Origin of the sequence: Mumia sp. zg.B17 (assembly GCF_019550915.1) — a bacterium.
Classification (GTDB): Bacteria; Actinomycetota; Actinomycetes; order Propionibacteriales; family Nocardioidaceae; genus Mumia.
The window spans coordinates 408,130-431,846 of sequence record NZ_JAHWCI010000006.1 but is presented as its reverse complement, the minus strand read 5'-3'; the positions used below and the strand labels follow the sequence as shown (position 1 = coordinate 431,846).

Annotated in this window: 18 protein-coding genes and 1 other RNA gene; 10 read left to right on the top strand and 9 right to left on the bottom strand. The window is 71.0% G+C overall.

The annotated features are described in order from the left end of the window. Window position 1: 1 nt before the first annotated feature. Window positions 2–1,144 (top strand): bifunctional RNase H/acid phosphatase, encoded by a 1,143-nt coding sequence (locus KV097_RS10470; protein ID WP_220365827.1) that lies wholly within the window; start codon window positions 2–4, stop codon window positions 1,142–1,144. Window positions 1,145–1,275: 131 nt separating this feature from the next. Here the strand turns inward: KV097_RS10470 and KV097_RS10465 are convergent, their stop codons facing one another. Next, window positions 1,276–2,037, bottom strand: coding sequence for a YaaA family protein (locus KV097_RS10465; protein ID WP_220346637.1), 762 nt, complete (start codon window positions 2,035–2,037; stop codon window positions 1,276–1,278). 77 nt (window positions 2,038–2,114) lie between these two features. On the opposite strand from KV097_RS10465, the gene KV097_RS10460 reads away from it, so the two are divergent. Beyond that, window positions 2,115–3,557: an RNB domain-containing ribonuclease gene (locus KV097_RS10460; protein WP_220365826.1), complete on the top strand. Its 1,443-nt coding sequence runs from the start codon at window positions 2,115–2,117 to the stop codon at window positions 3,555–3,557. 19 nt (window positions 3,558–3,576) lie between these two features. On the opposite strand, the gene KV097_RS10455 is transcribed toward KV097_RS10460, so the two are convergent. Continuing rightward, on the bottom strand, window positions 3,577–4,158 hold the full coding sequence (locus KV097_RS10455; RefSeq protein WP_220344275.1) for a TMEM165/GDT1 family protein: 582 nt from the start codon (window positions 4,156–4,158) through the stop codon (window positions 3,577–3,579). Window positions 4,159–4,411: 253 nt separating this feature from the next. Between KV097_RS10455 and rnpB the strand changes: the two genes are divergently transcribed. Beyond that, window positions 4,412–4,811, top strand: an RNA gene (gene rnpB / locus KV097_RS10450) — RNase P RNA component class A. Window positions 4,812–4,814: 3 nt separating this feature from the next. Here the strand turns inward: rnpB and KV097_RS10445 are convergent. Both KV097_RS10445 and map read right to left on the bottom strand, forming a co-directional pair. Further along, window positions 4,815–5,156, bottom strand: a complete 342-nt coding sequence (locus tag KV097_RS10445; RefSeq protein ID WP_220344276.1) for a DUF3817 domain-containing protein — start codon at window positions 5,154–5,156, stop codon at window positions 4,815–4,817. 77 nt (window positions 5,157–5,233) lie between these two features. Next, on the bottom strand, window positions 5,234–6,082 hold the full coding sequence (gene map, locus KV097_RS10440) for a type I methionyl aminopeptidase (RefSeq protein WP_220344277.1): 849 nt from the start codon (window positions 6,080–6,082) through the stop codon (window positions 5,234–5,236). A gap of 79 nt (window positions 6,083–6,161) precedes the next feature. Here map and KV097_RS10435 point away from each other — a divergent pair, with 79 nt between their 5' ends. Continuing rightward, window positions 6,162–6,368: a hypothetical protein gene (locus tag KV097_RS10435; RefSeq protein WP_220365825.1), complete on the top strand. Its 207-nt coding sequence runs from the start codon at window positions 6,162–6,164 to the stop codon at window positions 6,366–6,368. 62 nt (window positions 6,369–6,430) lie between these two features. Then, complete coding sequence (locus KV097_RS10430; RefSeq protein WP_220365824.1) at window positions 6,431–7,237, top strand: thioesterase family protein; 807 nt, start codon at window positions 6,431–6,433, stop codon at window positions 7,235–7,237. Window positions 7,238–7,273: 36 nt separating this feature from the next. Here KV097_RS10430 and panB read toward each other — a convergent pair whose 3' ends face one another. Further along, complete coding sequence (gene panB / locus KV097_RS10425; RefSeq protein ID WP_220365823.1) at window positions 7,274–8,149, bottom strand: 3-methyl-2-oxobutanoate hydroxymethyltransferase; 876 nt, start codon at window positions 8,147–8,149, stop codon at window positions 7,274–7,276. 239 nt (window positions 8,150–8,388) lie between these two features. Here panB and KV097_RS10420 point away from each other — a divergent pair, with 239 nt between their 5' ends. Then, window positions 8,389–10,083, top strand: coding sequence for a M14 family zinc carboxypeptidase (locus tag KV097_RS10420; RefSeq protein ID WP_220365822.1), 1,695 nt, complete (start codon window positions 8,389–8,391; stop codon window positions 10,081–10,083). Between the two features lie 54 nt (window positions 10,084–10,137). Here KV097_RS10420 and KV097_RS10415 read toward each other — a convergent pair whose 3' ends face one another. Beyond that, window positions 10,138–11,898, bottom strand: a complete 1,761-nt coding sequence (locus KV097_RS10415) for an NAD+ synthase (RefSeq protein ID WP_220365821.1) — start codon at window positions 11,896–11,898, stop codon at window positions 10,138–10,140. A gap of 73 nt (window positions 11,899–11,971) precedes the next feature. Between KV097_RS10415 and KV097_RS10410 the strand changes: the two genes are divergently transcribed. Then, window positions 11,972–13,309, top strand: a complete 1,338-nt coding sequence (locus KV097_RS10410) for a glutamine synthetase family protein (protein ID WP_220344283.1) — start codon at window positions 11,972–11,974, stop codon at window positions 13,307–13,309. Window position 13,310: 1 nt separating this feature from the next. After that, the gene (locus KV097_RS10405; RefSeq protein WP_308289399.1) at window positions 13,311–16,268 is read left to right on the top strand and encodes a bifunctional [glutamine synthetase] adenylyltransferase/[glutamine synthetase]-adenylyl-L-tyrosine phosphorylase; all 2,958 of its coding nucleotides are present in this window, start codon (window positions 13,311–13,313) and stop codon (window positions 16,266–16,268) included. 132 nt (window positions 16,269–16,400) lie between these two features. Here KV097_RS10405 and KV097_RS10400 read toward each other — a convergent pair whose 3' ends face one another. After that, the gene (locus tag KV097_RS10400; RefSeq protein ID WP_308289415.1) at window positions 16,401–16,655 is read right to left on the bottom strand and encodes a WhiB family transcriptional regulator; all 255 of its coding nucleotides are present in this window, start codon (window positions 16,653–16,655) and stop codon (window positions 16,401–16,403) included. A gap of 246 nt (window positions 16,656–16,901) precedes the next feature. Here KV097_RS10400 and KV097_RS10395 point away from each other — a divergent pair, with 246 nt between their 5' ends. Beyond that, window positions 16,902–17,861: a MerR family transcriptional regulator gene (locus KV097_RS10395; protein WP_220365820.1), complete on the top strand. Its 960-nt coding sequence runs from the start codon at window positions 16,902–16,904 to the stop codon at window positions 17,859–17,861. A gap of 10 nt (window positions 17,862–17,871) precedes the next feature. Here KV097_RS10395 and ligD read toward each other — a convergent pair whose 3' ends face one another. Continuing rightward, window positions 17,872–18,759 (bottom strand): non-homologous end-joining DNA ligase, encoded by an 888-nt coding sequence (gene ligD / locus KV097_RS10390; protein WP_220344286.1) that lies wholly within the window; start codon window positions 18,757–18,759, stop codon window positions 17,872–17,874. Window positions 18,760–18,847: 88 nt separating this feature from the next. Here ligD and KV097_RS10385 point away from each other — a divergent pair, with 88 nt between their 5' ends. Further along, the gene (locus KV097_RS10385) at window positions 18,848–21,457 is read left to right on the top strand and encodes a hypothetical protein (protein ID WP_220365819.1); all 2,610 of its coding nucleotides are present in this window, start codon (window positions 18,848–18,850) and stop codon (window positions 21,455–21,457) included. Window positions 21,458–21,489: 32 nt separating this feature from the next. Here the strand turns inward: KV097_RS10385 and KV097_RS10380 are convergent, their stop codons facing one another. Next, entirely contained in the window at window positions 21,490–23,682 is a 2,193-nt protein-coding gene (locus KV097_RS10380) for an ABC transporter permease (RefSeq protein WP_220365818.1), read from the bottom strand. Window positions 23,683–23,717: the final 35 nt, after the last annotated feature.

The window sequence follows — 23,717 nt, the reverse complement described above, 5'->3', positions numbered from 1 at the left end:
GGTGCCGCGTCGCGTCGTCATCGAGGCCGACGGGGGCTCGCGCGGCAACCCTGGCCCCGCGGCGTACGGTGCGGTCCTCCGTGATGCCGACACCGGGGCGGTCATCGCCCAGCGGGCGGAGACGATCGGGATCGCGACCAACAACGTCGCCGAGTACAGCGGGCTCATCGCCGGCCTCGAGCTCCTCGCCGAGCACGCCCCGGAGGCCGAGGTCGAGGTCCGGATGGACTCCAAGCTCGTGATCGAGCAGATGGCGGGCCGGTGGCGGGTCAAGCATCCCGACATGAAGCCGCTCGCCCTGCGGGCCCAGCAGCTCGCCCCGTTCGGCGTCGAGTGGACGTGGGTGCCGCGCGAGCGCAACAAGGCTGCGGACGCGATCCTCAACGACGCGCTCGACGAGGCGGCCGGCAAGCCCAAACGGCGCCGAGCGGCAGACCCGGCCCCCCAGGCCCCCGGGGCGACGGCGACCGCTGCCCCGGCCGGGTCACGCAACCCGATGGTCGGGTGGCGCGATCCGCTGGCCGACCCGCCGACCACGTTGACGCTGGTCCGCCACGGCGCCACCGACAGCACGCTCGCGAAGGTCTTCTCCGGGTCCGACGGCGCTGACCCCGGCCTGAACGACGTCGGCCGCGCCCAGGTCCACCGTGCGGCGGCGTACGTCTCCCGTGCCGACGCCGAGGCCGTCGACGTCGTCGTGAGCTCGCCGCTGCGTCGCTGCCGCGAGACCGCCGAGGTGCTGGCGAACGACCTCGGCGTCGAGGTCGTCGTGGAGCCCGGACTGGTCGAGGCGTCGTTCGGCGCGTGGGACGGCCTGACGTTCGCGCAGGTCCGGGAGCGCGACCCGGAGGCCCTCGACGCGTGGCTCGCCTCGACGGCCGTGGCGCCGCCGGGCGGTGAGTCGTACGACGACGTGTTCGCGCGCGTCCAGCGCTTGCAGCGGCGGCTCGTGGCGTCGTACGGCGGCAAGCACGTCGTGCTCGTGAGCCACGTGACGCCGATCAAGATGTTCGTGAGGCTGGCGCTCGACGCACCGATGCCGGTCATCCACCGGCTCGAGCTGCAGCCCGCGTCGGTGAGCACGGTGCGGGTCTGGCCGGACGGCATCTCGACCCTGCGCGCGTACGACGTCGTCCCCGTCTGACCGTCCCGCCCCCGGCTGGCCGTCCCTCCCCTCCCCGACAGGCCGTCCCCTCCGCGCTGTGTGCAGTACGTCAAGGAATTGCGTACCGGATTCCTTGACGTACTGCACACAGCGCGGACGGAGCGGGGGGGTCAGACCTCGGTCACGACGACGTCCAGGCGGCCCGCGTGCTGCTCGACGGTCCAGCCGAGGTCGCGCAGGTCGGCGGCGAGCGCGGACACCGTCGCCGGTGACGCGCCCTCGCGCAGGAGCGCCCGGACGATCCTGCCCTTGGTGGCCTTGTTGAAGTGGCTGACGACGCTCCGACGACCGTTCGACTCGTGCAGGACACGGACGGTCGCGACCCGGTCCTTCGGTCCGTCGGGTCGCCAGAGCGCGGCGTACGTCGAGGACCGGAGGTCGATCAGCAGACCGGAGCCGAGCGTGTCCGCGACCACCGGGCCGAGCTCGTCGCGCCACTGGCTCGCGATGGTGCCCAGCCCGGGCAGCGTCACGTTGCCCGACAGCCGGTAGGCCGGGATGCGGTCCGTCGGACGGACGAGCCCGAAGAGGGCGCTGGCGAAGGCCAGGCTCCGGCTGGCCCGTCGTCGTGCGGCGGGGTCCAGCGTGCCGAGGTCGAGCGCGGCGTACAGCACGCCGTCGTAGACCGAGTCGGCCCGCGCGGTCGGCTCGGTCCAGAGGCTCGCGTCGCGGGCGAGCGCGTCGGCCTGGGTCGGGCCGAGCCCGAGGACCGCAGCCGCGCGGGCAGGGTCCCGGGTGCACAGGTCCACGAGCGTGTCCGCGATCCGGCGACGGGTCGGCGTCAGCGTCGGGAAGGACAGCGTGGAGAGATCGAGCGGGCGACCCCGCCGGGGGACGGACTTGCCTTCGGACGGCGGGAGGAGGACCAGCACCCACTGATCCTACGGAGAGGGCATCGGACCGATCGCGTCGGCCCGCGCGGGGATCGACCGCTCTCTAGGGTGGCGGCATGACCCGTGCGTACTACTCGGTCGACCCGTCCGCCGTGCCCGCCCTCGAGAGCCGCATCGACGCGGTCGCGCAGGAGCTGGGGATCGATGCGGCGTTCCCGCCCGCGGTCCTGGAGGAGGCAGCGACCTCGGCGGCCAGGGTCCAGCTCCCCGACCTCGACCGGACCGACCTGCCGCTCCTCACCATCGACCCACCCGGGGCCCGCGACCTCGACCAGGCGATGTTCATCGAGCGTCGCGGGGAGGGGTGGACCGTGCACTACGCGATCGCCGACGTCGCCTCGTACGTCGTCCCCGGCGGTGCGGTCGACGAGGAGGCGCACCGGCGCGGCCAGACGTTGTACGCCCCGACGCGACGGATCCCGCTCCACCCTGCGGTGCTGTCCGAGGATGCTGCGAGCCTGCTTCCCGACGTCGTGCGTCCCGCCGTGCTCTGGTCGATCGACCTCGACGCCGCGGGCCGTCAGGTCGGCGTCGCGGTGACGCGCGCACGGGTCCGCAGCACGGCCCGGCTCGACTACGAGGGTGTGCAGGCCCAGGTGGTGGCCGGTTCAGGCCCGGAGACGCTGACGCTGCTGCGTGAGGTGGGGGAGCGGCGACAGGCGCTGGAGGCCGAACGGGGCGGTGTGAGCCTCCCGTTGCCCTCGCAGGAGATCGATCGCGCGGAGGACGGCTCGTGGTCCTTGACGTTCCGCGAGCCGGTGCCGGCGGAGGGGTGGAACGAGCAGATCTCGCTTCTCACCGGGATGGCGGCGGCCGGTCTCATGCTGGAGGCGGGAGTCGGGCTGGTGCGCACGCTGCCGCCCGCGGACGAGCGAGCGGTCGGGCGGTTGAAGAGGGCGGCGCGTGGGCTCGAGGTCCCGTGGCCCGAGGCGATGTCGTACCCCGACTTCGTCCGGACCCTCGATCCGGCGAACCCCCGGCACGTCGCGATGCTCGAGGCGTGCACGGGCCTGCTGCGCGGGGCGGACTACGCCGCGTTCGACGGGGCGCCGCCGGACTACGCCGAGCACAGCGCGATCGCGGCGCCGTACGCCCACGCGACGGCGCCGCTGCGGCGGCTCGCGGACCGCTACGTGAGCGAGGTGTGCCTCGCGGTCAGTGCGGGCGTGGACGTGCCCGAGTGGGTACGGGCCGGGCTTCCGAGGCTGCCCGCGGTGATGGCGGGGACCGGCCGCGTCGCCTCGTCGTTCGACCGAGCGGTGCTCGACCTGGTGGAGGCCGTCGTGCTGGCCGACGCCGTCGGACGCACGTTCACCGGCACGGTGATCGACGCCGACGACAAGGATCCGACTCGCGGGACGGCCCTCCTCGACGACCCTGCGGTCGAGGCTCCGGTCGCGGCGGACGTGCCGCTGCCCCTGGGTGAGCCCGTACGGCTGACCTTGGCGCGGGCCGACGTCGACGCGCGCTCCGTACGCTTCCGGTGGGACGGGCCGTGACAGGAACCCGTGGGCTGCCTCAGAGCCGGCCGGCGCCTTCCGCGACGAGCCACAGCCCGAAGACCGCGAACAACGCCGACGCGCCGTAGCGGATGGCCTTCTCCGGCAGCTGCTTGCCGATCCAGGCGCCGAGCAGGATCGCGAGCGCGTCGGCGGCGACCATGCCCACCGTGCTGCCGACCCACGTGCCGAACCAGTCCTCCTGCGTGGCGAGCGTGATGGTCGCGAGCATCGTCTTGTCACCGAGCTCGGCGAGGAAGAACGCCCCGCCGACGGCCCACACCGCGGACCCGCTGCTGCGGGTGGCCTTCTCCCGCTCGTCGGCGCTGAGCTCGTCGCCGCGCAGGGTCCAGGCGGCGAAGAAGAGGAACGCCAGACCGGCGGCGAGGGTGATCCACTGCTGCGCATCCGCGAACGCCTCACCGACCCAGAACCCGATGCCCACCGAGAGGAGGTGGACGACCGCGGTGGCGACCGTGATGCCGATCAGCACGTCGCGGGGTCGGTAGCGGGTGGCGAACGTCATCGCCATCAGCTGGCTCTTGTCGCCGAGCTCGGCCACGAAGATGACCGCGGTGCTCAGCAAGAACGCGTACAGCATGAGAAGGGCTCCTCGGCACCTGGTCGAGGAGCCTCGAGGGAGTCCCTTCGACCAGGCACGTCCATAGGGTCGTGTCGCTGGCCGAAAGTCTCGTCCGCGCCGCGCGAGGCGACGCCGTCCGTACCGGACCCGGAGGTCAGTGTGTCGACACGGATGTTGGGGACTACTCCCTTTCGCTCCACCCAGCGTACGGCGGGCGGGGGGATGCGGCCAGACCGGGGAGGGTGATGTCGGCTACTGTGGCTGCTGCGGATGAGTCGGCCGGGCGGCCGCGTCGTCGTCGGTCTCGCACCGAGGGCGCCGAGGAAGGTCCGGACTCCACAGAGCACGATGGTGGGTAACGCCCACCCACGGCGACGTGCGGGACAGTGCCACAGAGAGCAGACCGCCAGCGGCCTCACGCGACGCGTGAGGTGCGGGTAAGGGTGAAAGGGTGGGGTAAGAGCCCACCAGCGCCTCGGGTGACCGGGGCGGCTAGGTAAACCCCATCGGGAGCAAGACCAAGAAGGACCTTCGGGTCCGCGCAGGCGCTGACGCTGCTCGCCGAGCCTGCGGGTAGGTCGCTGGAGCGTCGTGGTGACGCGACGCCGAGAGAGATGGTCGCCGGGGCGGAGACGCCCTGACAGAATCCGGCCTACAGGCCGGCTCATCCGCCCTTAGCGACCGACGGCGCGGCCGAGGAGGCCGCGGCGATCCGCCCACCTCTCGAAGACCACGGTGAAGAACGGCGGTACGGCGGACGCCAGCGCGGCGATCGTCACCTTGAACGACCAGCCGAACGCGCGCCACGCGACGAGGCACATGAGGACGTACGCCACGAAGATGCCGCCGTGGATGGGACCGAAGATCTTGACGCCCAGCTCGGTGGTCTCGAGGACCCACTTGAAGAACATCCCGATCAGCAGGCCGGCCCACGACACCGCCTCGGCGAAGGCGACCACGCGGAAGGCGGTCCGGGTGCGGGCGTGGGTCTGCGGGGGTGTGGCGAGTGCGGTCACGGCACCGACCGTACCTGGTGGTGCGGCAGCATCCCACGGTCCCTACGACAGTGCGTCGTAGATCACTCTGACCCCGGTCACGGCAGCGTCAGGATCTCCGCGCCCGAGTCGGTCACCAGGAGCGTGTGCTCGAACTGCGCCGTGCGTGACCGGTCCTTGGTCGTCGCCGTCCAGCCGTCGTCCCACAGGTCCCAGTCGATGGTGCCGAGGGTGAGCATCGGCTCGATCGTGAAGGTCATCCCGGTCTTGATCACGGTGTCGTGTCCCGGGTCGTCGTAGTGCGGCACGATCAGTCCGTCGTGGAAGGCCGGACCGACGCCGTGCCCGGTGAAGTCGCGGACGACTCCGTAGCCGAAGCGCTTGGCGTAGGACTCGATGACACGGCCGACAACGTTGATGCGACGTCCGGGCTTCACCGCCCGGATGGCGCGCATGAGCGCCTCTTCCGTGCGTTCGACGAGGAGCCGCGACTCCTCGTCGACGTCGCCGACGAGGTAGGTCTTGTTGGTGTCGCCGTGCACCCCGCCGACGTAGGCGGTGATGTCGATGTTGACGATGTCGCCGTCCTCGAGCGGGCGGGCGTCGGGGATGCCGTGGCAGATCACCTCGTTGACGCTGGTGCACAGCGACTTGGGGTAGCCGCGGTAGCCGAGCGTCGAGGGGTACGCGCCGTGCTCGACGAGGAAGGCGTGGCCGACGGCGTCCAGCTCGTCGGTCGTGACACCTGGCGCGATCGCTGCCTCGACCGCGTCCAGGGCCTGGGCGGCGAGCCGGCCCGCGTAGCGCATCGCCCGGATCGTCTCGGCGCTGCGGATCTCAGGGCCCTCGTACGGCGCGGGCGCCTTGCGGCCGACGTACTCGGGCACCTCGATCGAGGCGGGGACGCTGCGACGGGGGGAGAGGGTGTGGGGGCTCAGCACGGTCACGCGTCGAGTGTAGGCGGGACCGCCGGGGCGTTCGGCGAGCCTCGTCCTGCTCGGGCAGGATGGGGGCAGGAGGTCAATGATGGCGGACGCGAAGTTCTACTACTGCATCAGGCACCACACGGTCGAGGGCGAGGAGGGCTGCAAGGCGATCGATCGCCTGGGCCCGTACTCCACCCGCGAGGAGGCCGAGCACGCGCTCGAGCTGGCGCAGGAGCGCAACGAGCGGTGGGACAACGATCCCGAGTGGAACGACGATGCTCCCGGTCCCGGGCGGTCCACCACCTGACCTCGTGACCGGGCTGCCGGTCGACGGGGTCATGATGGGATCCTGCCGACCCGAGGAGTCCCATGCCTGCGCTCCGGCCCTTCACCGACGTCAGCGCCGTCCGTCCGACCGACGACGGCTTCGCGGCTGAGGTCGACCCCGAGTGGGCGGTCGCGGACAAGCCCAACGGCGGCTACCTGCTCGCGCTGCTCGGGCGAGCAGCGGTCGCGAGCGTCGGGCACGAGCACGTGATCACGTCGTCGGCACACTTCCTCCACTCGCCCGATGCCGGGCCGGTCGAGATCGAGACCGTGGTGCTGCGCAAGGGTCGCAGCGCCGACCACGTACGAGCGACGATGCGGCAGGACGGCCAGGCCTGCGTCGAGGCGGTGCTCATGGTCGGGCGACTCGCCGACGGCGCCCCTGCCCACTGGGACCGTGGTGCGCCACCCCGGCCGGTCGGCGACCGTGACGAGGGAGTGCGGGTGCCCGGCACCAGCCCGACCGGCGTACCGGTGCCGGTGATGGAGCAGGTCGACCTGCGCCTCGACCCCGCGACCCTGGGCTTCGCCGCCGGTCGTCCGAGCGGGTCGGGGGAGCTGCGCGGCTGGCTGTCGTTCCTCGACGACGCGCCGTTCGACCCGGTCTCGCTGCTCTACGCCGTCGACGCATTCCCTCCCGCGACGTTCGAGATCGAGCCGACGGGCTGGGTGCCCACGCTTGAGATGACCGTCTACGTGCGGGCGCTGCCCGCGCCGGGTCCGCTCACGATCCTGCACCGTGCCCAGACCGTCGCGGCCCAGAGGGTCGACGAGGCCACGTTCGTCTGGGACAGCACCGGACGGCTCGTCGCGCAGGCGACCCAGCTCGCGGGGATCCGACTGGGCTGACGGCCCCCCGCGCGCCGGGCGCGCCCGGCGACGGCCTCAGAAGGTGTGCTCGTCGGTGGGGAACGCCGCGCCCTCCACGTCGGAGACGTAGGCGCGCGCGGCGACGAGCATCGTCGTCCGCAGGTCGGCGTAGGTCTTCACGAACCGTGGCAGCCTGCCAGTGCGCAGCCCCATCATGTCCTGCCAGACCAGGACCTGGGCGTCGGTGCCGACGCCGGCTCCGATCCCGATCGTGGGGATGGTCAGACGCTGGGTGATCTCGGTTGCGACGTCACCCGGCACCATCTCCATGACCACCGCGAACGCGCCTGCCTCCTGGACCGCGAGCGCGTCGTCGATCGTCTTCTTGGCCGCGTCACCGCGTCCTTGCACGCGGTAGCCGCCGAGCGAGTGCTCCGACTGCGGGGTGAAGCCGATGTGAGCCATCACGGGGATGCCACCTTGGGTGAGTCGCCGGATCTGCGGCGCCATCTCTGCCCCGCCCTCGAGCTTGACGCTGTGGGCACGGCCCTCCTTCATGAAGCGGACGGCGGTGTCGTAGGCCTGCTCCGGCGATCCTTGATAACTGCCGAAGGGCAGGTCGGCGACGACGTGTGCGTACGTCACCGAACGCGTGACACCCCGCACGAGCGGGACCAGCTCGTCGACGGAGACGGGCAGCGAGGACTCGTACCCGTAGACGTTGTTGGCGGCCGAGTCGCCGACGAGCAGGACGAGCACGCCGGCCTCGTCGAAGATCTCCGCGGCGTACTGGTCGTAGGCGGTGAGCATCGCCCACTTCTCACCGCGCTCCTTCATCTGCTGGAGCGTGTGGGTGCGGACGCGTTTGCGTGCTGCCGGCGGCGGCGTGGACGCGGTGCCGTACGGCGCGGGTTCTTCAACGGAGGGTGGCGTTCCTGTGGGTTCGGTCATCGTCGTTCCTTCGTTCTCGCAGCTCCCGGACGGAGTCCGCGGACGCCTTCAGCCTGCCACGGGGTCAACGGCTCGTTGCACCCCCGGACGACGACCCTGATGTGTTTTGCGTAACACGCAATTAACCGTTTGCCGTGCGCGAGAAATGGAATGCCGCCAGATTGGGCCCACACGATTTCATCGAGCGAAGAGGTGGAGCGATGAGGGAACGTCAGAGGCCCGGCAGTCGACGGGGAGGGATGGTGGCGTCGCTCGCAGCGCTCGCCCTGACCGTGGGCGCGCTCGGGCAAGGGTCCGCGGTGGCCGACGAGCCGAGCGAGTACGAGCCCGGGAGAACGACGATCGTCGAGGTCGCGCTCGACGGGCGGGCCGACCACGAGCGGCTCACGGCGCTCGGACTGGACGAGGTCGGACACCACGGAGGCGCCGGACACCGCGGTGGTGACGTGGAGGTGATGCTGCACGGCGAGTCCGACGCACGCGCGTTGCGCAAGGCCGGCTTCGGCTGGGACGTGGTGGTCGAGGACGTCGACGCCGTCAACCGCAAGGCGCGTGCCGCCGAAGCACAGGCGGCGGCAGCAGCTGCCGCCGACCCGGCCGAGCGCTCGGACCTCCCGACCGGGCGGGTGTCCTACCGGACCTTGAAGGACGTCAACGCCGAGCTGAAGGAGCTGGCGAGGCGCTACCCCCGGACGGTGTCGCTGTTCCGGCTGCCACGCCCCTCGCTGCTCGGCACGCCCGTGTACGGCGTGGAGGTCACGCACGACGTGACGGCTGACAGCGGCAAGCCCGTGTTCCTCCTCACGGGTCTGACGCACTCGCGGGAGTGGCCCACGACCGAGCTGACGATGGAGTTCCTCTGGGACCTCGTCCAGAACGACGGCGACGACGCACGCATCACGTCCTTGCTCGAGCGAGGACGTCTCGTCGCCGTGCCCGTGGTCAACCCCGACGGGTACGAGATGTCACGCGGGCTGGTCCACGAGCAGAAGCGAAAGAACTGTCGCGTACGCGACGGTGCCGTCCCGACACGGGCCGAGTGCGCAGCAGCCGGGGCGGCCAACCTGGGCGTCGACCTGAACCGCAACTACACGGCGTTCTGGGGCGGTCCGGGGTCCGGGGCACGCGCGACCGACAGCAACTACCGCGGTGCCGCACCGGCCTCGGAGCCGGAGATCGCCAACATGATCGACCTGGTGAACTCCCACCACGTCACGCTGGCGATCAGCAACCACACTCCCGACGAGCGGGTGCTGCGGGTACCGAGTGCACCGAACGAGCCGACTCCCGCCGAGGAGGCGGTCTACCAGAAGATCGCGGAGATCCTCGGTCAGATCATGGGGTGGCCCGCCGGCCCGTGGCCTGAGATCTACTACGACGCCAGCGGCACGGCCGAGCAGACGTCCTTCTACACCAGCGGCACGTTCGCGTTCACGTTCGAGAACACACCGGGTCACCGCGACAACGACCGCTTCCACCCGCCGTACCCGTCGGTCATCGACCAGTACCTGGGGACGGGGGAGTACGAGGGGTCGACCGCACGCGAGGCGTTCCTCACGGCGTTCGGGCAGGCGAGCGACCCTGCTTATCACGCGGTGGTCTCGGGGGCGGCCAAGCCGGGCACCGAGCTGGCGCTGCGGAAGGACGTGTCCCTGACGACGTCGCCCGTGACGCTGCCCGGTGAGACGGTTCCGCTGGTTCTCCCGGTCGACGACCGCGTCGAGACGACCATGACCGTGCCGAAGGGCGGCCGCTTCACGTGGCACGTCAATCCCTCGGACCGCCCGAGCCAGGCGTTCACGGCCAACGTGAGGGAGTCGTGGAGCCTGAGCTGTCGCCGAGGCAACGGTGCCTGGAAGGACGCCGGGACGGTACGGGTGACGCGTGGCCAGGAGGTGACGCTCGACCGTACGGCGCTGCCACCGAGCTGCTGAGCGCGGAGTGCGTCGGTGCCCGGGGTGGAGAGCCCGGGCACCGGCGCACCGCCGTCAGCCCTCGGCGAGGTGCTCGCGCCAGCGGTGCGTGATCGGGACCCGACGGTCGCGGCCGAAGTTGCGACGGGTGACCTTCGGGCCCGGCGGGTACTGGCGGCGCTTGTACTCCGCGCGGTCGACCAGCGTGACGACCCGCTCGACCAGCTCCGGGTCGTAGCCCTCCGCGACGACGGCAGCCGCCGGCAGGTCGCGCTCGACGTAGGCGTCGAGGATCCCGTCGAGGACCTCGTACGGCGGCAGCGAGTCGGTGTCGAGCTGCCCGGGACGGAGCTCGGCCGAGGGCGGCTTGCTGATCGTGCTCTCGGGGATCGGCGGCTCCTCGCCGCGAGCCTCGGCGTGCGCGTTGCGCCACCGCGCGAGCTCCCACACGAGCGTCTTGCGCACGTCCTTGATCGGCGCGTAGCCGCCGACCGCGTCCCCGTAGATCGTCGAGTAGCCCGTGGCGACCTCTGACTTGTTGCCGCAGGCCAGCACGAGGTGGCCTTCCTGGTTGGAAAGACCCATCCACACCACCGCCCGCACCCGCGCCTGAAGGTTCTCCTCGGCGAGGCCGGTGAGTCCGAGGGCGTCCTGGAACGACGTCACCATCGGCGCGATGGGGACGGTGCGGAGGTTCAGGCCCGTCCTGCGTGCCAGCTCCGCGGCGTCGGAGCGCGAGTGCTCGGTCGAGTACTCGCTGGGGTTCGACACGCCGAACACCCGCTCGGGACCGAGCGCATCGACCGCGATGGCCCCGCACAGGGTCGAGTCGATCCCGCCCGACAGCCCGAGCAGCACCGAGCGGAAGCCGTTCTTGTCGACGTAGTCGCGCAGGCCCGTGACGAGCGCGCGGTAGATCTCCTCGAGGTTGCCCAGGCGGGGGAGGATCGGGGAGGTCACCGGCTCGTACGGCTCGACAGGGTCGGTGGAGATCACCGTGCGCTCGATGCGCAGGCCGGCGAAGCGGGTGTCCGCCGGCGGCATCAGGCGCCGTGCCGCCGGGAGGTCGAGGTCGACGACCAGAAGCTCCTCGACGAACTGCGCGGTCCTTCCGAGCAGCGCGCCGGCCGCGTCGACGACCAGCGAGTCGCCGTCGAAGACGAGCTCGTCCTGCCCGCCGACGAGGTTCACGTACGCCAGCGCCACGTCCCCCTCGACCGCACGACGGCGGCAGAGCTCGAGCCGGACGTCGTCCTTGTCGGCCTCGTACGGCGAGCCGTTCGGGACGACCAGCAGCCCGGCGCCCGCGGCGCGCACCGCCGAGGCGATGCCGTCGCGCCAGAGGTCCTCGCAGATCAGGGTGGCCACGTCGACCCCGCGCACCTCGACGACCTGCAGCCTGTCGCCGGGGACGAAGGTGCGGAGCTCGTCGCCGACGCCGTAGTTCCAGAGGTGGATCTTGGCCTGGCGGGCGACGATCCGGCCGCCGTGCATGACCGCGACGGTGTTCTGCGGCGCGTTCTTGGGGATGCCGAGGCCCTCGGGGGCGCCGTCGGCCTGATCGAGGAAGCCCACGAACGCGACGAGGTCGCCGAGACCCTCGTCGGCCAGACGGGCGGCGAGGTCCTCGGCCGCCGCACGGGACGCCGCGACCACCGAAGCCCTCAACGCGAGGTCCTCGAGCGGGTAGCCGGTGAGCACCATCTCGGGGAGCACGACCACGTGCGCGCCGGCCTCGTGGGCGGCACGACACTGCTCGAGGACGAGGGCGGCGTTGAAGTCGAGGTCTCCCACCCGAGCGTTGACCTGGGCGAGAGCGACGCGGAGCTGAGGCACGGGTCGAGCCTAGCGGTGGCGGCCTCCCACCCCGGTTCACCCGTTCGTCATGAATCCCAGGCATGCTTACCCCATGGGTAAGCAGGAAGACTTCGTGCTGCGCGCGCTCGAGGAGCGCGACGTCCGCTTCGTACGGCTGTGGTTCACCGACGTCCTCGGACATCTCAAGTCGGTCGCGGTCGCGCCCGCGGAGCTCGAGGGCGCCTTCGACGAAGGCATCGGTTTCGACGGATCGGCCATCGAGGGCTTCGCGCGTGTCCACGAGGCCGACATGCTCGCCAAGCCCGACCCGTCGACCTTCCAGATCCTCCCGTGGCGAGGCGAGACCCCCGCCACCGCGCGCATGTTCTGCGACATCCAGCTGCCCGACGGGAGCCCTTCGTACGCCGACCCGCGGTTCGTCCTCAAGCGGACGCTCGCGAAGGCCGCCGAGATGGGGTTCACCTTCTACACCCACCCCGAGGTCGAGTTCTTCCTGTTCAAGGGCAAGCCCGAGCCCGGCGGCATCCCGACGCCCGTGGACGACTCCGGCTACTTCGACCACACCGCTCAGGGTGGCGGACAGGACTTCCGCCGCGAGGTCATCACGATGCTCGAGGCGATGGGCATCTCCGTCGAGTACAGCCACCACGAGGGTGGGCCGGGTCAGCAGGAGATCGACCTGCGCTACGCCGACGCGCTCACCACGGCCGACAACATCATGACCTTCCGCACGGTGGTCCGTGAGGTCGCGCTCTCGCAGGGCCTGTGGGCGAGCTTCATGCCCAAGCCGTTCACCGAGCACCCCGGGTCGGGCATGCACACTCACATGAGCCTGTTCGAGGGTGACGAGAACGCCTTCTACGAGGCCGGAGCCGAATACCAGCTGTCGCGCACCGGGCGGTCGTTCATCGCCGGCATCCTCCGGCACACCTCCGAGATCACCGCGGTGACCAACCAGTGGGTCAACTCCTACAAGCGGCTCATCTTCGGCGGCGAGGCGCCGTCGTACGTGTGCTGGGGTCACAACAACCGCTCGGCCCTCATCCGCGTGCCGATGTACAAGCCGCAGAAGGGGCAGTCGGCACGCATCGAGCACCGCGCGATCGACTCCGGCTGCAACCCCTACCTCGCGTTCGCGATGGTGCTCGCCGCTGGCCTCAAGGGCATCGAGGAGGACTACGAGCTGCCGCCGGAGGCCGAGGACGACGTCTGGGCGTTGACCGAGACCGAGCGACGTGCGCTCGGCATCGCGCCGCTGCCCCGCAACCTCGACGAGGCGATCCGCGAGGCCGAGAGCAGCGAGCTGGTCGCGGAGACGTTGGGCGAGCACGTCTACGACTTCTTCCTGCGCAACAAGCGTGCGGAGTGGCACGACTACCGCACGCAGGTCACGCAGTTCGAGCTCGACCGGCTGATCACCCGGGTCTGAGGTGGCCGACGACCAGAGGCCGCAGCGGCTGCGGACGACGTCGGGGTGGTTGGCTCGGCTCGGATTCGCTGACGCCGACGGCGCCTCCCGGCTGCTCCACCAGTGCGGGGTGGGCTCCGAAGCCGTCGTCGAGCGGGTCGCCCACGGGGCGGACCCCGATCTGGCGCTGCGCCACCTCTGCGAGGTCGCGGCGGCGTACCGCGAGCTGCCGGGGGTCGACGACCCCGACCTCGTGTCGCACCTCGAGGCCGACCCCGAGCTCCTGACCCGTCTGGTCGCCGTGCTCGGCGCGAGTCGCGCACTGGGGGAGTTCCTCGTCATCCATCCGGAGGCGGTCCTCGACCTGCGGGCGACCACGATGCCGCTCGCGCCCCGGGACCAGCACGCCTTCGAGCAGGTCCTCGCCGACGTCGACGACCCGGACGCGCTGCGGGTGGCGTACAAGCGCCAGCTCCTCCAGATCGCCGCCCGTGACCTCACCCGACGCAGCCCGTACGAGACGACGTCGGCCGAGCTCGCCGATCTCGCCGGTGCGACGCTCTCGACGGCGCTCCGCCTCGCCCGGCACGAGGTCGACGATTCCGACGCGGCGCGCCTGGCCGTCGTCGCGATGGGCAAGTGCGGTGGCCGGGAGCTCAACTACGTCAGCGACGTCGACGTCATCTTCGTCCACGCGCCGGCCGACGGCGCCGACGAGCAGAAGGCGACGAAGGTCGCGACGCGGCTCGCGGCGGCACTGATCCGGATCTGCGGCGAGCACACCCGCGAGGGGACGATCTGGGAGGTCGACGCCAACCTCCGTCCCGAGGGCAAGGACGGGCCGCTCGTCCGCACGCTGTCCAGCCACGTGGCCTACTACGAGCGCTGGGCGAGCACCTGGGAGTTCCAGGCGCTGCTCAAGGCGCGGCCGGTCGCGGGCGACGCCGAGCTGGGCCAGGACTACGTCGACGCGCTCGCCCCGATGGTGTGGCAGGCGGCGACCCGGCCCAACTTCATGGCCGACACCCGCAGCATGCGGCGCCGCGTGATCGACAACATCCCGGCGCCGCAGCTCGACCGCGAGCTCAAGCTCGGGCCGGGCGGCCTCCGCGACGTCGAGTTCGCGGTGCAGCTGCTCCAGCTCGTCCACGGTCGTACCGACGAGCGGCTGCGCGTCCGCTCCACGACCGACGCGCTGCGAGCGCTCGTCGACGGCGGGTACGTCGGCCGTACCGACGGCGCGGCGATGACGGAGGCCTACACGTTCCTGCGGATGTTCGAGCACCGCATCCAGCTCGACGCGCTGCGCCGTACGCACCTGGTCCCGACCGAGGACGACACGCTGCGGATGATCGGGCGCACGCTCGCGTTCCGCAGCGACCCCGCCAAGAACCTGGTGAAGGAGTGGCAGGCGCAACGTCGCGAGGTCCTGCGGCTGCACCACAAGCTGTTCTACCGCCCGCTCCTCGACGCCGTCGCCTCCATGCCCTCCGATGCGCTGCGGCTCACGCCGGAGGCGGCGCAGGCACGGCTCGAGGCGCTGGGATACGCAGACCCGCGCGCGGCCCTCATCCACATCAAGGCACTCACGTCGGGTGTGCGCCGTTCGGCCGCCATCCAGCGGCACCTGATGCCGGCGATGCTCGCGTGGTTCGCCGACTCACCCAACCCCGACGGTGGCCTGCTCGCGTTCCGGAAGGTCTCGGAGAGCCTCGGCGCCACCCACTGGTATCTCCGCAAGCTGCGGGACGAGGGCGCCGGTGCGGAGCAGCTCGCCAAGATGCTCGCCGGCAGCGCCTACGTCACGGACCTCATCCAGCGCGCGCCGGAGGCCGTCGCGATGCTCGGCGACGACAGCCAGCTCGAGCCGCGCACGTACGACCGGATAGCGACCGAGACCCGCTCGGCGGTCCGGCGTCACGCGAGTGCGGACGAGGCGCTGCGCACCGTCCGCCGCGTACGCCGTCGTGAGCTGTCGCGCATCGCCATGTCGGACGTGCTCGGTCGGCTCGACATCGTCGAGGTCGGGCACGCGCTGAGCGATCTGACCGCAGCCACGCTCGACGCCGCCCTGCAGATCGCGACCCGCACGGTCGAGGGCCAGCGTGGAGCACCGGTGGGCACCCGCATCGCCGTCGTCCTCATGGGGCGCCTCGGCGGTCGCGAGTCGGCGTACGGATCCGACGCCGACGTGATGTTCGTCCACGACCCGTTGCCGGACACGGACGAGTCGGCCGCCACGCAGGCGGCGAGCGCCGTCGCCACCGAGCTGCGCCGCATGGTCGGCACGGCAGGCCCCGATCCGGCGCTCGAGGTCGATGCCGACCTCCGTCCCGAGGGTCGGTCCGGTCCGCTGGTGCGCACGCTCGCGTCGTACCGCGCCTACTACGCTCGCTGGTCCATGGTCTGGGAGGCGCAGGCGCTGCTCCGCGCTGCGCCGGTCGTGGGCGATCCGGACCTCTGCGCGGCCTTCCGCGAGATGGTCGACCCGCTGCGCTGGCCGGAGGCAGGGGTCTCGGATGACGACGTCCGCGAGATTCGTCGGATCAAGGCGCGTGTCGACTCCGAGCGCCTGCCGCGCGGCGCCGACCCCGCCACGCACCTCAAGCTCGGCCGCGGAGGCATCGCCGACGTCGAGTGGACGGTCCAGCTCCTGCAGATGCAGCACGCCTCCACGGTCGAGGGCCTGCGGACGACCGAGACGCTGCCGGCGCTGCACGCGGCCGCCGAGGCCGGTCTGCTCGCGTCGGAGGAGGCAGCGGTGCTGGAGGAGGCGTGGCGGTTGGTGAGCCGCATCCGCAACGCCTACGTGCTGCTGCGCAACCGGCCGGTCGCATCGCTGCCCGAGAACGCCAACGACCGCGCCGGCGTGGCCTGGCTGCTCGGCTACGGCATCGACGGCGGCGAGCACATGGTCGACGACTACCTGCGCGCGACGCGTCGGGCACGTCACGTCGTGGAGCACGTGTTCTGGGGCTGAGGAACGACCTCGGCTGAGACTTTGCGTATCGACATCCGGCCCGTCTCGCAGCGGTGATGTCGATGCGTAACGTCTCAGTACTCGTCGTGGGCAACCGGAGCGGGGGTCCGGCCAACCCATCGGTGCTGCTTCTTATCCAGCGGTCCTCTCTCCGGTGAGCAGCGCTGCTCGCTCACCAGTCGTCAGGCCACCCCAGACGCCGTACGGCTCCTTCACCTTCAACGCGTGCTGCAAACACTCACCGCGTACTGGGCAACGTGCACAGTAGGTCTTGGCGAGGTGCTCACGAGCGTGCCGACGTGGGCCGCGCTCGGACTCGGGAGAGAAGAACGTCTCAGGGTCAGCCTCTCGGCATGCCCCTTCGTACTGCCACTCGTAAGCCTCCATCAGAGGCATGGGTAGGCGGGCAATGCTTGCCATGTTGGTACCCCCTATGAATCAACGCGGCATGCAACCGATTCAGAACTTATCCAAATCTGATTCATCGCACAAGGTCCTGCCGGCCGCGGTTTTCTGCGGGTGACTCCCTCACGCGGGATACTCTGGGATCGGTATGAGTGCAGGGGGCGCCGACCGGTTACGGAGAGGGTCCTCGAAGCACGACACCCGGTTCGACCGGGGGTGGAGACGCGCATGAGTGATGGTTCAGAGTTCCTGTGGGGCGTGGGAGCGGTCGCGGAGCACATCGGGATCGCGACCCCGACGCTGCGCACGTGGGAGCGCCGCTACGGGATCGGGCCCAGCCGCCGCACCGAGGGCGGGCACCGGCGATACAGCGAGATCGACATCCGCCGGGTCCAGCTGATGAACCGCATGGTCAGCAGCGGCGTCTCCGCGGAGTCGGCGGCCAAGGTTGCCCTGTCGCTCGACGCCGGCGGGCTGGCCGCCGCCCTCGCCTCGGACGACGTCCTCTCGACGTCACCCGACGACATGATCGCCACTCCCGTCGAGTCGGTCGAGCGGATCGTCGTCGCCGCTGCCGCGATGGACGTCGTCGGCGTCACCTCGGTGCTCGCCACCACGTTGCACGAGTGGGGCGCCCTCGGAGCGTGGACGAACGTGCTCTCTCCAGCACTCGACCACGTCACCGAGCGGGTCGAGAAGGGTGAGCTCGGCATCGAGGTCGCCTCCGTCCTCCGTGAGCGGGTCGAGGCGGAGCTCAGATCGGTCGCGCGTGCGTTCGCGCCGAGGTTCGTCGGAAGCCACCCGGTGGTCCTCGCCGCACTCGACGGCCGAGCGGAATCGCTGGCCGTGCTCGCGCTCGAGGCGGCGCTGGCGGGCAAGGGGATCGCCGCCGTCTCGCTGGGATTCGGGGTGCCGTGCGAGGCCCTCGTCGGCCTGCTGCGCCAGATCACGCCCACCGCGGTCTATCTGTGGTCCACCTCGGAGGACGGGGCGCGTGACACCGTCCTCGCCGCCATGAAGGCGGGGACGCCCACGACGATCCTGCTCGGCGGCGGGGGTTGGAGCACCATCGCCGCCGACGTCGCCGAGATCGCGCGCGACGGTGTGGAGGTGGAGGTGGCGTCCGACCTTCCGGCCGCGGCCGATCTGCTCGTCGGACGGGTGCAGGCCGCGCCCACCACGCGCTGAGACGACACGATCAGACGTCGGTCAGGTCCGTCATCGGGTCGCCGAAGCGCTCGAGGCGCTCGGCCATCTCGGTGAAGAGCACCTGCCGCACCGCCGACGGGTCGTCGAGCTCGTCCCAGGTCCGTGGCGCTGCCACCCAGGGCCGCGACCTGCCGCGGAGCGAGTACGGCGTGATGGTGGTCTTCGCGCGGACGTTCTGGCTCCAGTCGAGGAAGACCTTGCCGTGGCGGTCCGCGCGCCTCATCACCGAGAGGACGCGATCCGGGTGCTCGCCCGACAGCTCGTCGGCGATGCCGCGGGCGTACTCGCGCAGGGCGTCGGGTGAGGAGTCGCGTCCGTGGGACGCGTACAGGTGAACGCCCTTGCTGCCGCTCGTGACGGGGACGGTGCGCCAGCCGTCGGCCTCGAGCCGCTCACGAACCAGGTGGCCGACCTCCACCGCCTCCGCCAGCCCGGCGGGCTCGCCGGGATCGAGGTCGATCACGAGCCTGTCGGCGTCACGGACCCCGCCCCGTGGACCGACCGTCCACTGCGGGGTGTGCAGCTCGAGCGCGGCGAGGTTCGCCAGCCACACGAGGTCGGAGGGATGCTCGACCACGGGGAAGATCAGCGAGTCGCGACCCCTCGAGCTCCCGGGTGTCGCGACCTCGACGGTGCGCACCCAGTCCGGGGTGCCTCGCGGGACGTTCTTCTCGAAAAACGGCTCCTTCGCCACGCCGTCGGGCCACCGTTTGCGCGTACAGGGGCGATCGGCGAGCTGGCCGAGGAGCGGGTCGGCGACCGACAGCACGTACTGGATCACGTCGAACTTCGTCGTCCCCTCCTCGGGATAGAGCACCTTGTCGAGGTTGCTGACCTTGAGGGTCCGACCGTCTACGTCCAGAGTGCTCGACGCCATGCCCCACTCTGGCACGCCGGGGTGCGGCAAGCACGGCACCAGAGGACCTCGCGAGGTCTACTGTCGAGCCGAGAAAGAGGTGGTTGCCATGTCCGACGAGTGGGTCGAGCTCCGCGTGCACGGGGTCAGCGGGACGCCCGCCGGTTCGATGCTGGACCGGCCGTACGTCCGTCAGGTCGGCGGCGACGACGAGTCCCGCTACTTCCGTTCGGTCGACGCCGCGGGCGGCGAGCTGCCGGGCACCGCCGGGCAGACGCTGGAGGCGTATCACTGGGGGCGACTCACCTCCGGGAGCAGGGTCAAGGCGCTGTGGCTCGTCCTGCTGCCGTTCGGCATGGTCAACGCGGCCCACTACATGCTTCCGCCGATCACCGGCGGTCGCCTCCCGCGAGCGCTCCATGCGGTGTGCGACGCCCTGCTCCGGCTGGTCGCCGTGCTCCTCACGTCGATGTTCGCCTTCGCCGCCGGTCTGGTGATCATCGACCTCATCGCCTGGCGCTGGGCCCCGAACGTGCGCTTCCTCCGGTCGCTCGACCCGAGCGTCGTCCTCGGGACCGCGGTCATCCTCACCGCACTCGTGGTCTTCGTGATCGCGTACCTCGGCAAGGGCTACCGCACGGGCCGTCCCCGCAGGCTCTGGGACCGCCTGGCGGCTCGGCGGACCGGCGCCGCGCCGCCGGAGATCGAGACGTTCGAGCCGCCGAAGGAGCGCTCGGTCACGCCGTTGGCCCAGGAGTCGTTCTACTCCGGCGACACCCGCACCCCCACGCTGCGAGACCTCCACCTCGCCGCCGCCCTGCTCGTCGTGGCGGCGATGGGGGTGTGGGCGGGGCACCCGTTCGCGTGGGAGCACGACATGGTCTCGATCCAGCTCGCACTGTGCGGCTGGATCGCCGTGGTCGCCGTGGTCACACTGCTGGGCGACCCGGAGAAGGGCACCCGTGACCACCTGCCGTCCGGACACACGACCTGGCGGCAGGTGTGGAAGCAGACGACCGCCGTGCTCGGCCTGCTCGCGCTCGCCGGCAGCGTCGCCCTGCTGGTCTCCGCCCTCGTCGGCCTGCGCGGTGTCAGCCGGACCGAGTGGACGATGGTCCGGGACCGTCCCGAGTCCTTCGACATCATCGCCAACTGGCTGCTCGTGATCGGTGTCGCAGCGCTGCTCGCGCTCTTCGTCGTCAACCTCGCGCTCGTCCTCGCCCAGCGTTCACAGCGGGCGGATGACGGCAGCCCGGCCCGCTACTTCACCCCGTACGCGTGGGGGATGGGCGCCGCGTTGTTCACCGCCGTCGGGACCTTCATCGGCGTCGGGTTCTCCGCTGCCGTCGCCACCGGGATCTCGTCCGTGCTCAATCTCTCGACCCCGGTCGAGGGGTCGTCCGACGCCGCCTCGGTGACGGTCGGCACGACGCCGATGCTCGACCGCGTCGCGTACGCGTGGGGGCTCAACGTGGTCATCCTCGTGATGATCGCGGTCGCCGTCGTGGTGTGGCGCATGCGTCGACGCCGGCGCACCGGAGAACGGGTCACCGCCATGTACACCGACGGCGGGTCGCTCCTGGTCCCTGCTCGCTGGGTCAGCCGCGTGCGCTTCGCGGTGCAGAAGGCGCGCGTCAAGAACGCGATCGGCGCGATCTGCCTCGCGTTCGCCGGCGCCGGCATGGTCCTCGCCGTGGTGCTCGCCGTCGAGCTCGTCCCTTGCATCAACTCACGTGACCCCAGCACGTGCGGCAACGCTCCGGGGTGGCTCGACGTCCTCAGCCAGCCCAAGTACGTCGTCGGCGCGGACGGGGTCGCCAAGTCGAACGTCGTCGCGCTGTTCGGGGCGTGGCTGCTCATCACAGCCGCCGGGTGGCTGCTGCTCCAGAGCCGCAAGGCCGTCGCTCAGGAAGGCAAGCGGCGCGGCCTCAACGTCGTCTGGGACGTGCTGGCCTTCTGGCCCCACGCTGTGCACCCCTTCTCTCCGCGTGCCTACTCCAAGCGGTGCGTCGAGGACCTGCGCGAGCGGATCCGGTGGCACCTCGCGCGGCTCCCTGACGACGGCACCCGACGCGTCGTGGTCTGCGGGCACAGCCAGGGCAGCCTCATCAGCTTCGCCACGATGATGCTGCTCGACGAGCACGAACGCGACCGCGTCGGCCTGGTCACCTTCGGCTCGCAGCTCCGGGTGATTTTCCCGAAGGCTTTCCCTGCCTACGTCAACTTCGCCGCGATCAACCAGCTCTACCGCGAGCTCAACGGCGCGTGGGTCAACCTCTACCGGACCACCGACGAGCTGGCGGGACCGGTGCTCTCGTGGGGGCACCAGGTCGACACCGCCGACTCACGGGCACGGTCCCACCACTTCCCGGACGCGTTCGGCGGGGAGCAGGACGACGAGTACACCAGCCCGTACCGCACCCGTCGGTGCGGCGCGGACTGGCGGCTCGCCGACCCGATCGCGTACGACCAGCGCCTCCAGGACGGGCCGGTGGCCGAGATCTACGGACACTCCTGGTACGCGCGCAACCCCGACTGGGAGGAGAGCCTGACGACTGTCCGTGGCGTCCTGCCACCGGACCGTGCCGCGATGGCCGCAGCGGCCGAGAGGCTCGCCCGCAGCGAGGGGACCGCACCGCACACGGACGCGGTCGCTCCCCCCGCTGTCCCTCCCGCCGGCGGGAAGGACGGAGAGGATCTGGTCGGCGTCGACGGCTAGATGCTCGACTGAGCGGGGCCGCCGTCACGCCCTCATGGTGTCCCCACCGGTGAGAGGGCGGCAGGAGCCAGGTCGCCGTCCCCATCGCCGGTCGACTCCGCCCTGCTCTTTCGCTCGGGCCGATACTTCGGGCCCAACGGGGCGGGTGGCCGGACGTGCTTCCGGTTCAGCCACCGGTCGACGACGAGCACGTTGAGCAGCAGCCCGACCGCGCCCCAGATGCCCAGGACGAGCAGGTCGCGTCCGATCCCGGTCGCGTCGAGATAGGTCATCGACCGGACGACGTCGACCGCGGCCGGGAGCGGCAGGATCTCCGCGAGAGGCCGGAAGAGCTCAGGAACCATGTAGAGCGACAAGCCACCCCCCGAGGCGGGCACACCGGCGAGCATCACCACGATCATCACCGGGATCAGACCGAACAGACCGAGCGTCCGGGTGAGCACGGCGCTGGCCCACGCGACCGCGAACACGGTCAACGAGCCGTAGCCGATCATCTCGAAGGCGTGCCCGTCGACCGCGCCGATGAGCACGTCGAAGAGGAACCACAGCCAGACCGAGATGCCGACCGACCAGCCCGCGACGAGCGGGAGGAGCTGCCGGGTCCGGGTCAGGTCGGGCGCGCCTCCGCGCATGACGGCGAAGAAGAGGAAGCCAGCCATGATCCATGCCATGCCGGCGTACAGGCTGTTGCTGCCGTTGACGTCGTCGTCCGTGAGCGGTGCGGCGTCCTCGAGGGCGAGCTCGCTGCCGCTCGCCGCGGCGATCGGCGTGAACATCTGGGTGACGGCGGTCTGCTGGCTGGCGCCGGCGCCACCGGCGGTAACGAGCGTGGGGCTCGTGCCGGCTGCCTCGGGCAGCACGTACGCGGCCACGATCTCCTGGCTGCGGATGAGGTCGTCGGCCTCCTCCCGGGACTCGACGACGCTGAGGTCGAGGTACTCGCCGAGGTCGGGTTCGAGTGCGGCGACGAGCGGCTCGGCCTGGGCGGCCGGTGCCACCACCGCTACCGGCATGTCGCTCACGTCCGGCTCGTGCATCGAGAAGCTCATGAGCGTCACGACCGTCACGACGATCGTCAGGGGGAACATCATGGCTGCGACGAGCCGGGTTCGGTAGCGCGCAACGGGTCCGCCCGGCAGGGCCGGGAGCGGCGCGTCCGGGGCCGTGTAGAGCGGGCCGGCGATGATGAGATCACCGGACCGACGTTCCTTGAGCGCTGCGAGCACGAGCGCGACGACCAGCCACACGCCGAGGGTGGTGACGTGCTCGCCGACACCGTCGCCGTCGAAGTAGAGGACCGATCGCAGCGCCTCACCCGCGGCCGGTAGTGGCAGCACGCCGTGCAGCCACTGGAACATCCCTGGCATCGAGTGGACCGACATGGCGAGGTTGGACGCCGGGACACCGAAGACGACCCAGAGCAGCATGCCCAGCAGGACGGCGAACGGGCCCAGCACTTTGGTGAACAGCAGCTGCGTGATGCCGACGGCGGTGACCGCCAGCGTCCCGATCCCGAGGAACAGTGGGTAGTGGCCATCGAGGGCGCCGACGATCGGGCCGAGGATCAACCAGATCAGGGAGCTGGTGAACGCGCCCCAGCCGACCGCGAGGGGGAGGAACCGCCGCAGGCGCAGCAGGTTCGGCAGACCGGACAGGAGCGTGCTCAGCGGAACGTACCCCGCGAGCATCATGCCCATGGCGGCGAAGAGCACCAGCGTGCCGGACCCGTCGCCGTCGGTGAGTGGTTCGACGTCGACCGTGTCGACCTGCCAACCCGCGGCGGCAGCCGCGGGCGTCAGTGCCTTGTCGACGAGCGTCGCCTGTGACGCGCCAGCAGCCATCGCGCGATGGATCGACGCGCTCCCGCCGGCGGCGGGGATCTCGATCGCGCCGGCGATCTCCTGCTCGCGGAGGAGCTCGTTCGCCTCGGGCAGCGTGTCCACCGTGCGCACCTCGAGCGCGTCGCCGGAGCTCTCCTGCAGATCGTCGGCGAACTGCTGAGCGGTGGCGTCCGCGCCCACGACGGCGACCGGGAGGTCCCGGGCGTGCGGGCTGTGCATGGTGCCCATGTACGTCGCGTACATCATCGTGACGATCAGGAACGGCATCACGAAGAGGGCGACGAGGCGACCCTTGCGCTCGGCCGGCGTCTCCGGTGGCGGAGGGGGGTACTTCGTCGCCGGGTCGGTGGGAGCCGGCAGTGCTGGTTCGACGCTGGACGCCAAGGTCATCTCCTCGAGAGGCGGTCGGCACGGAGTGG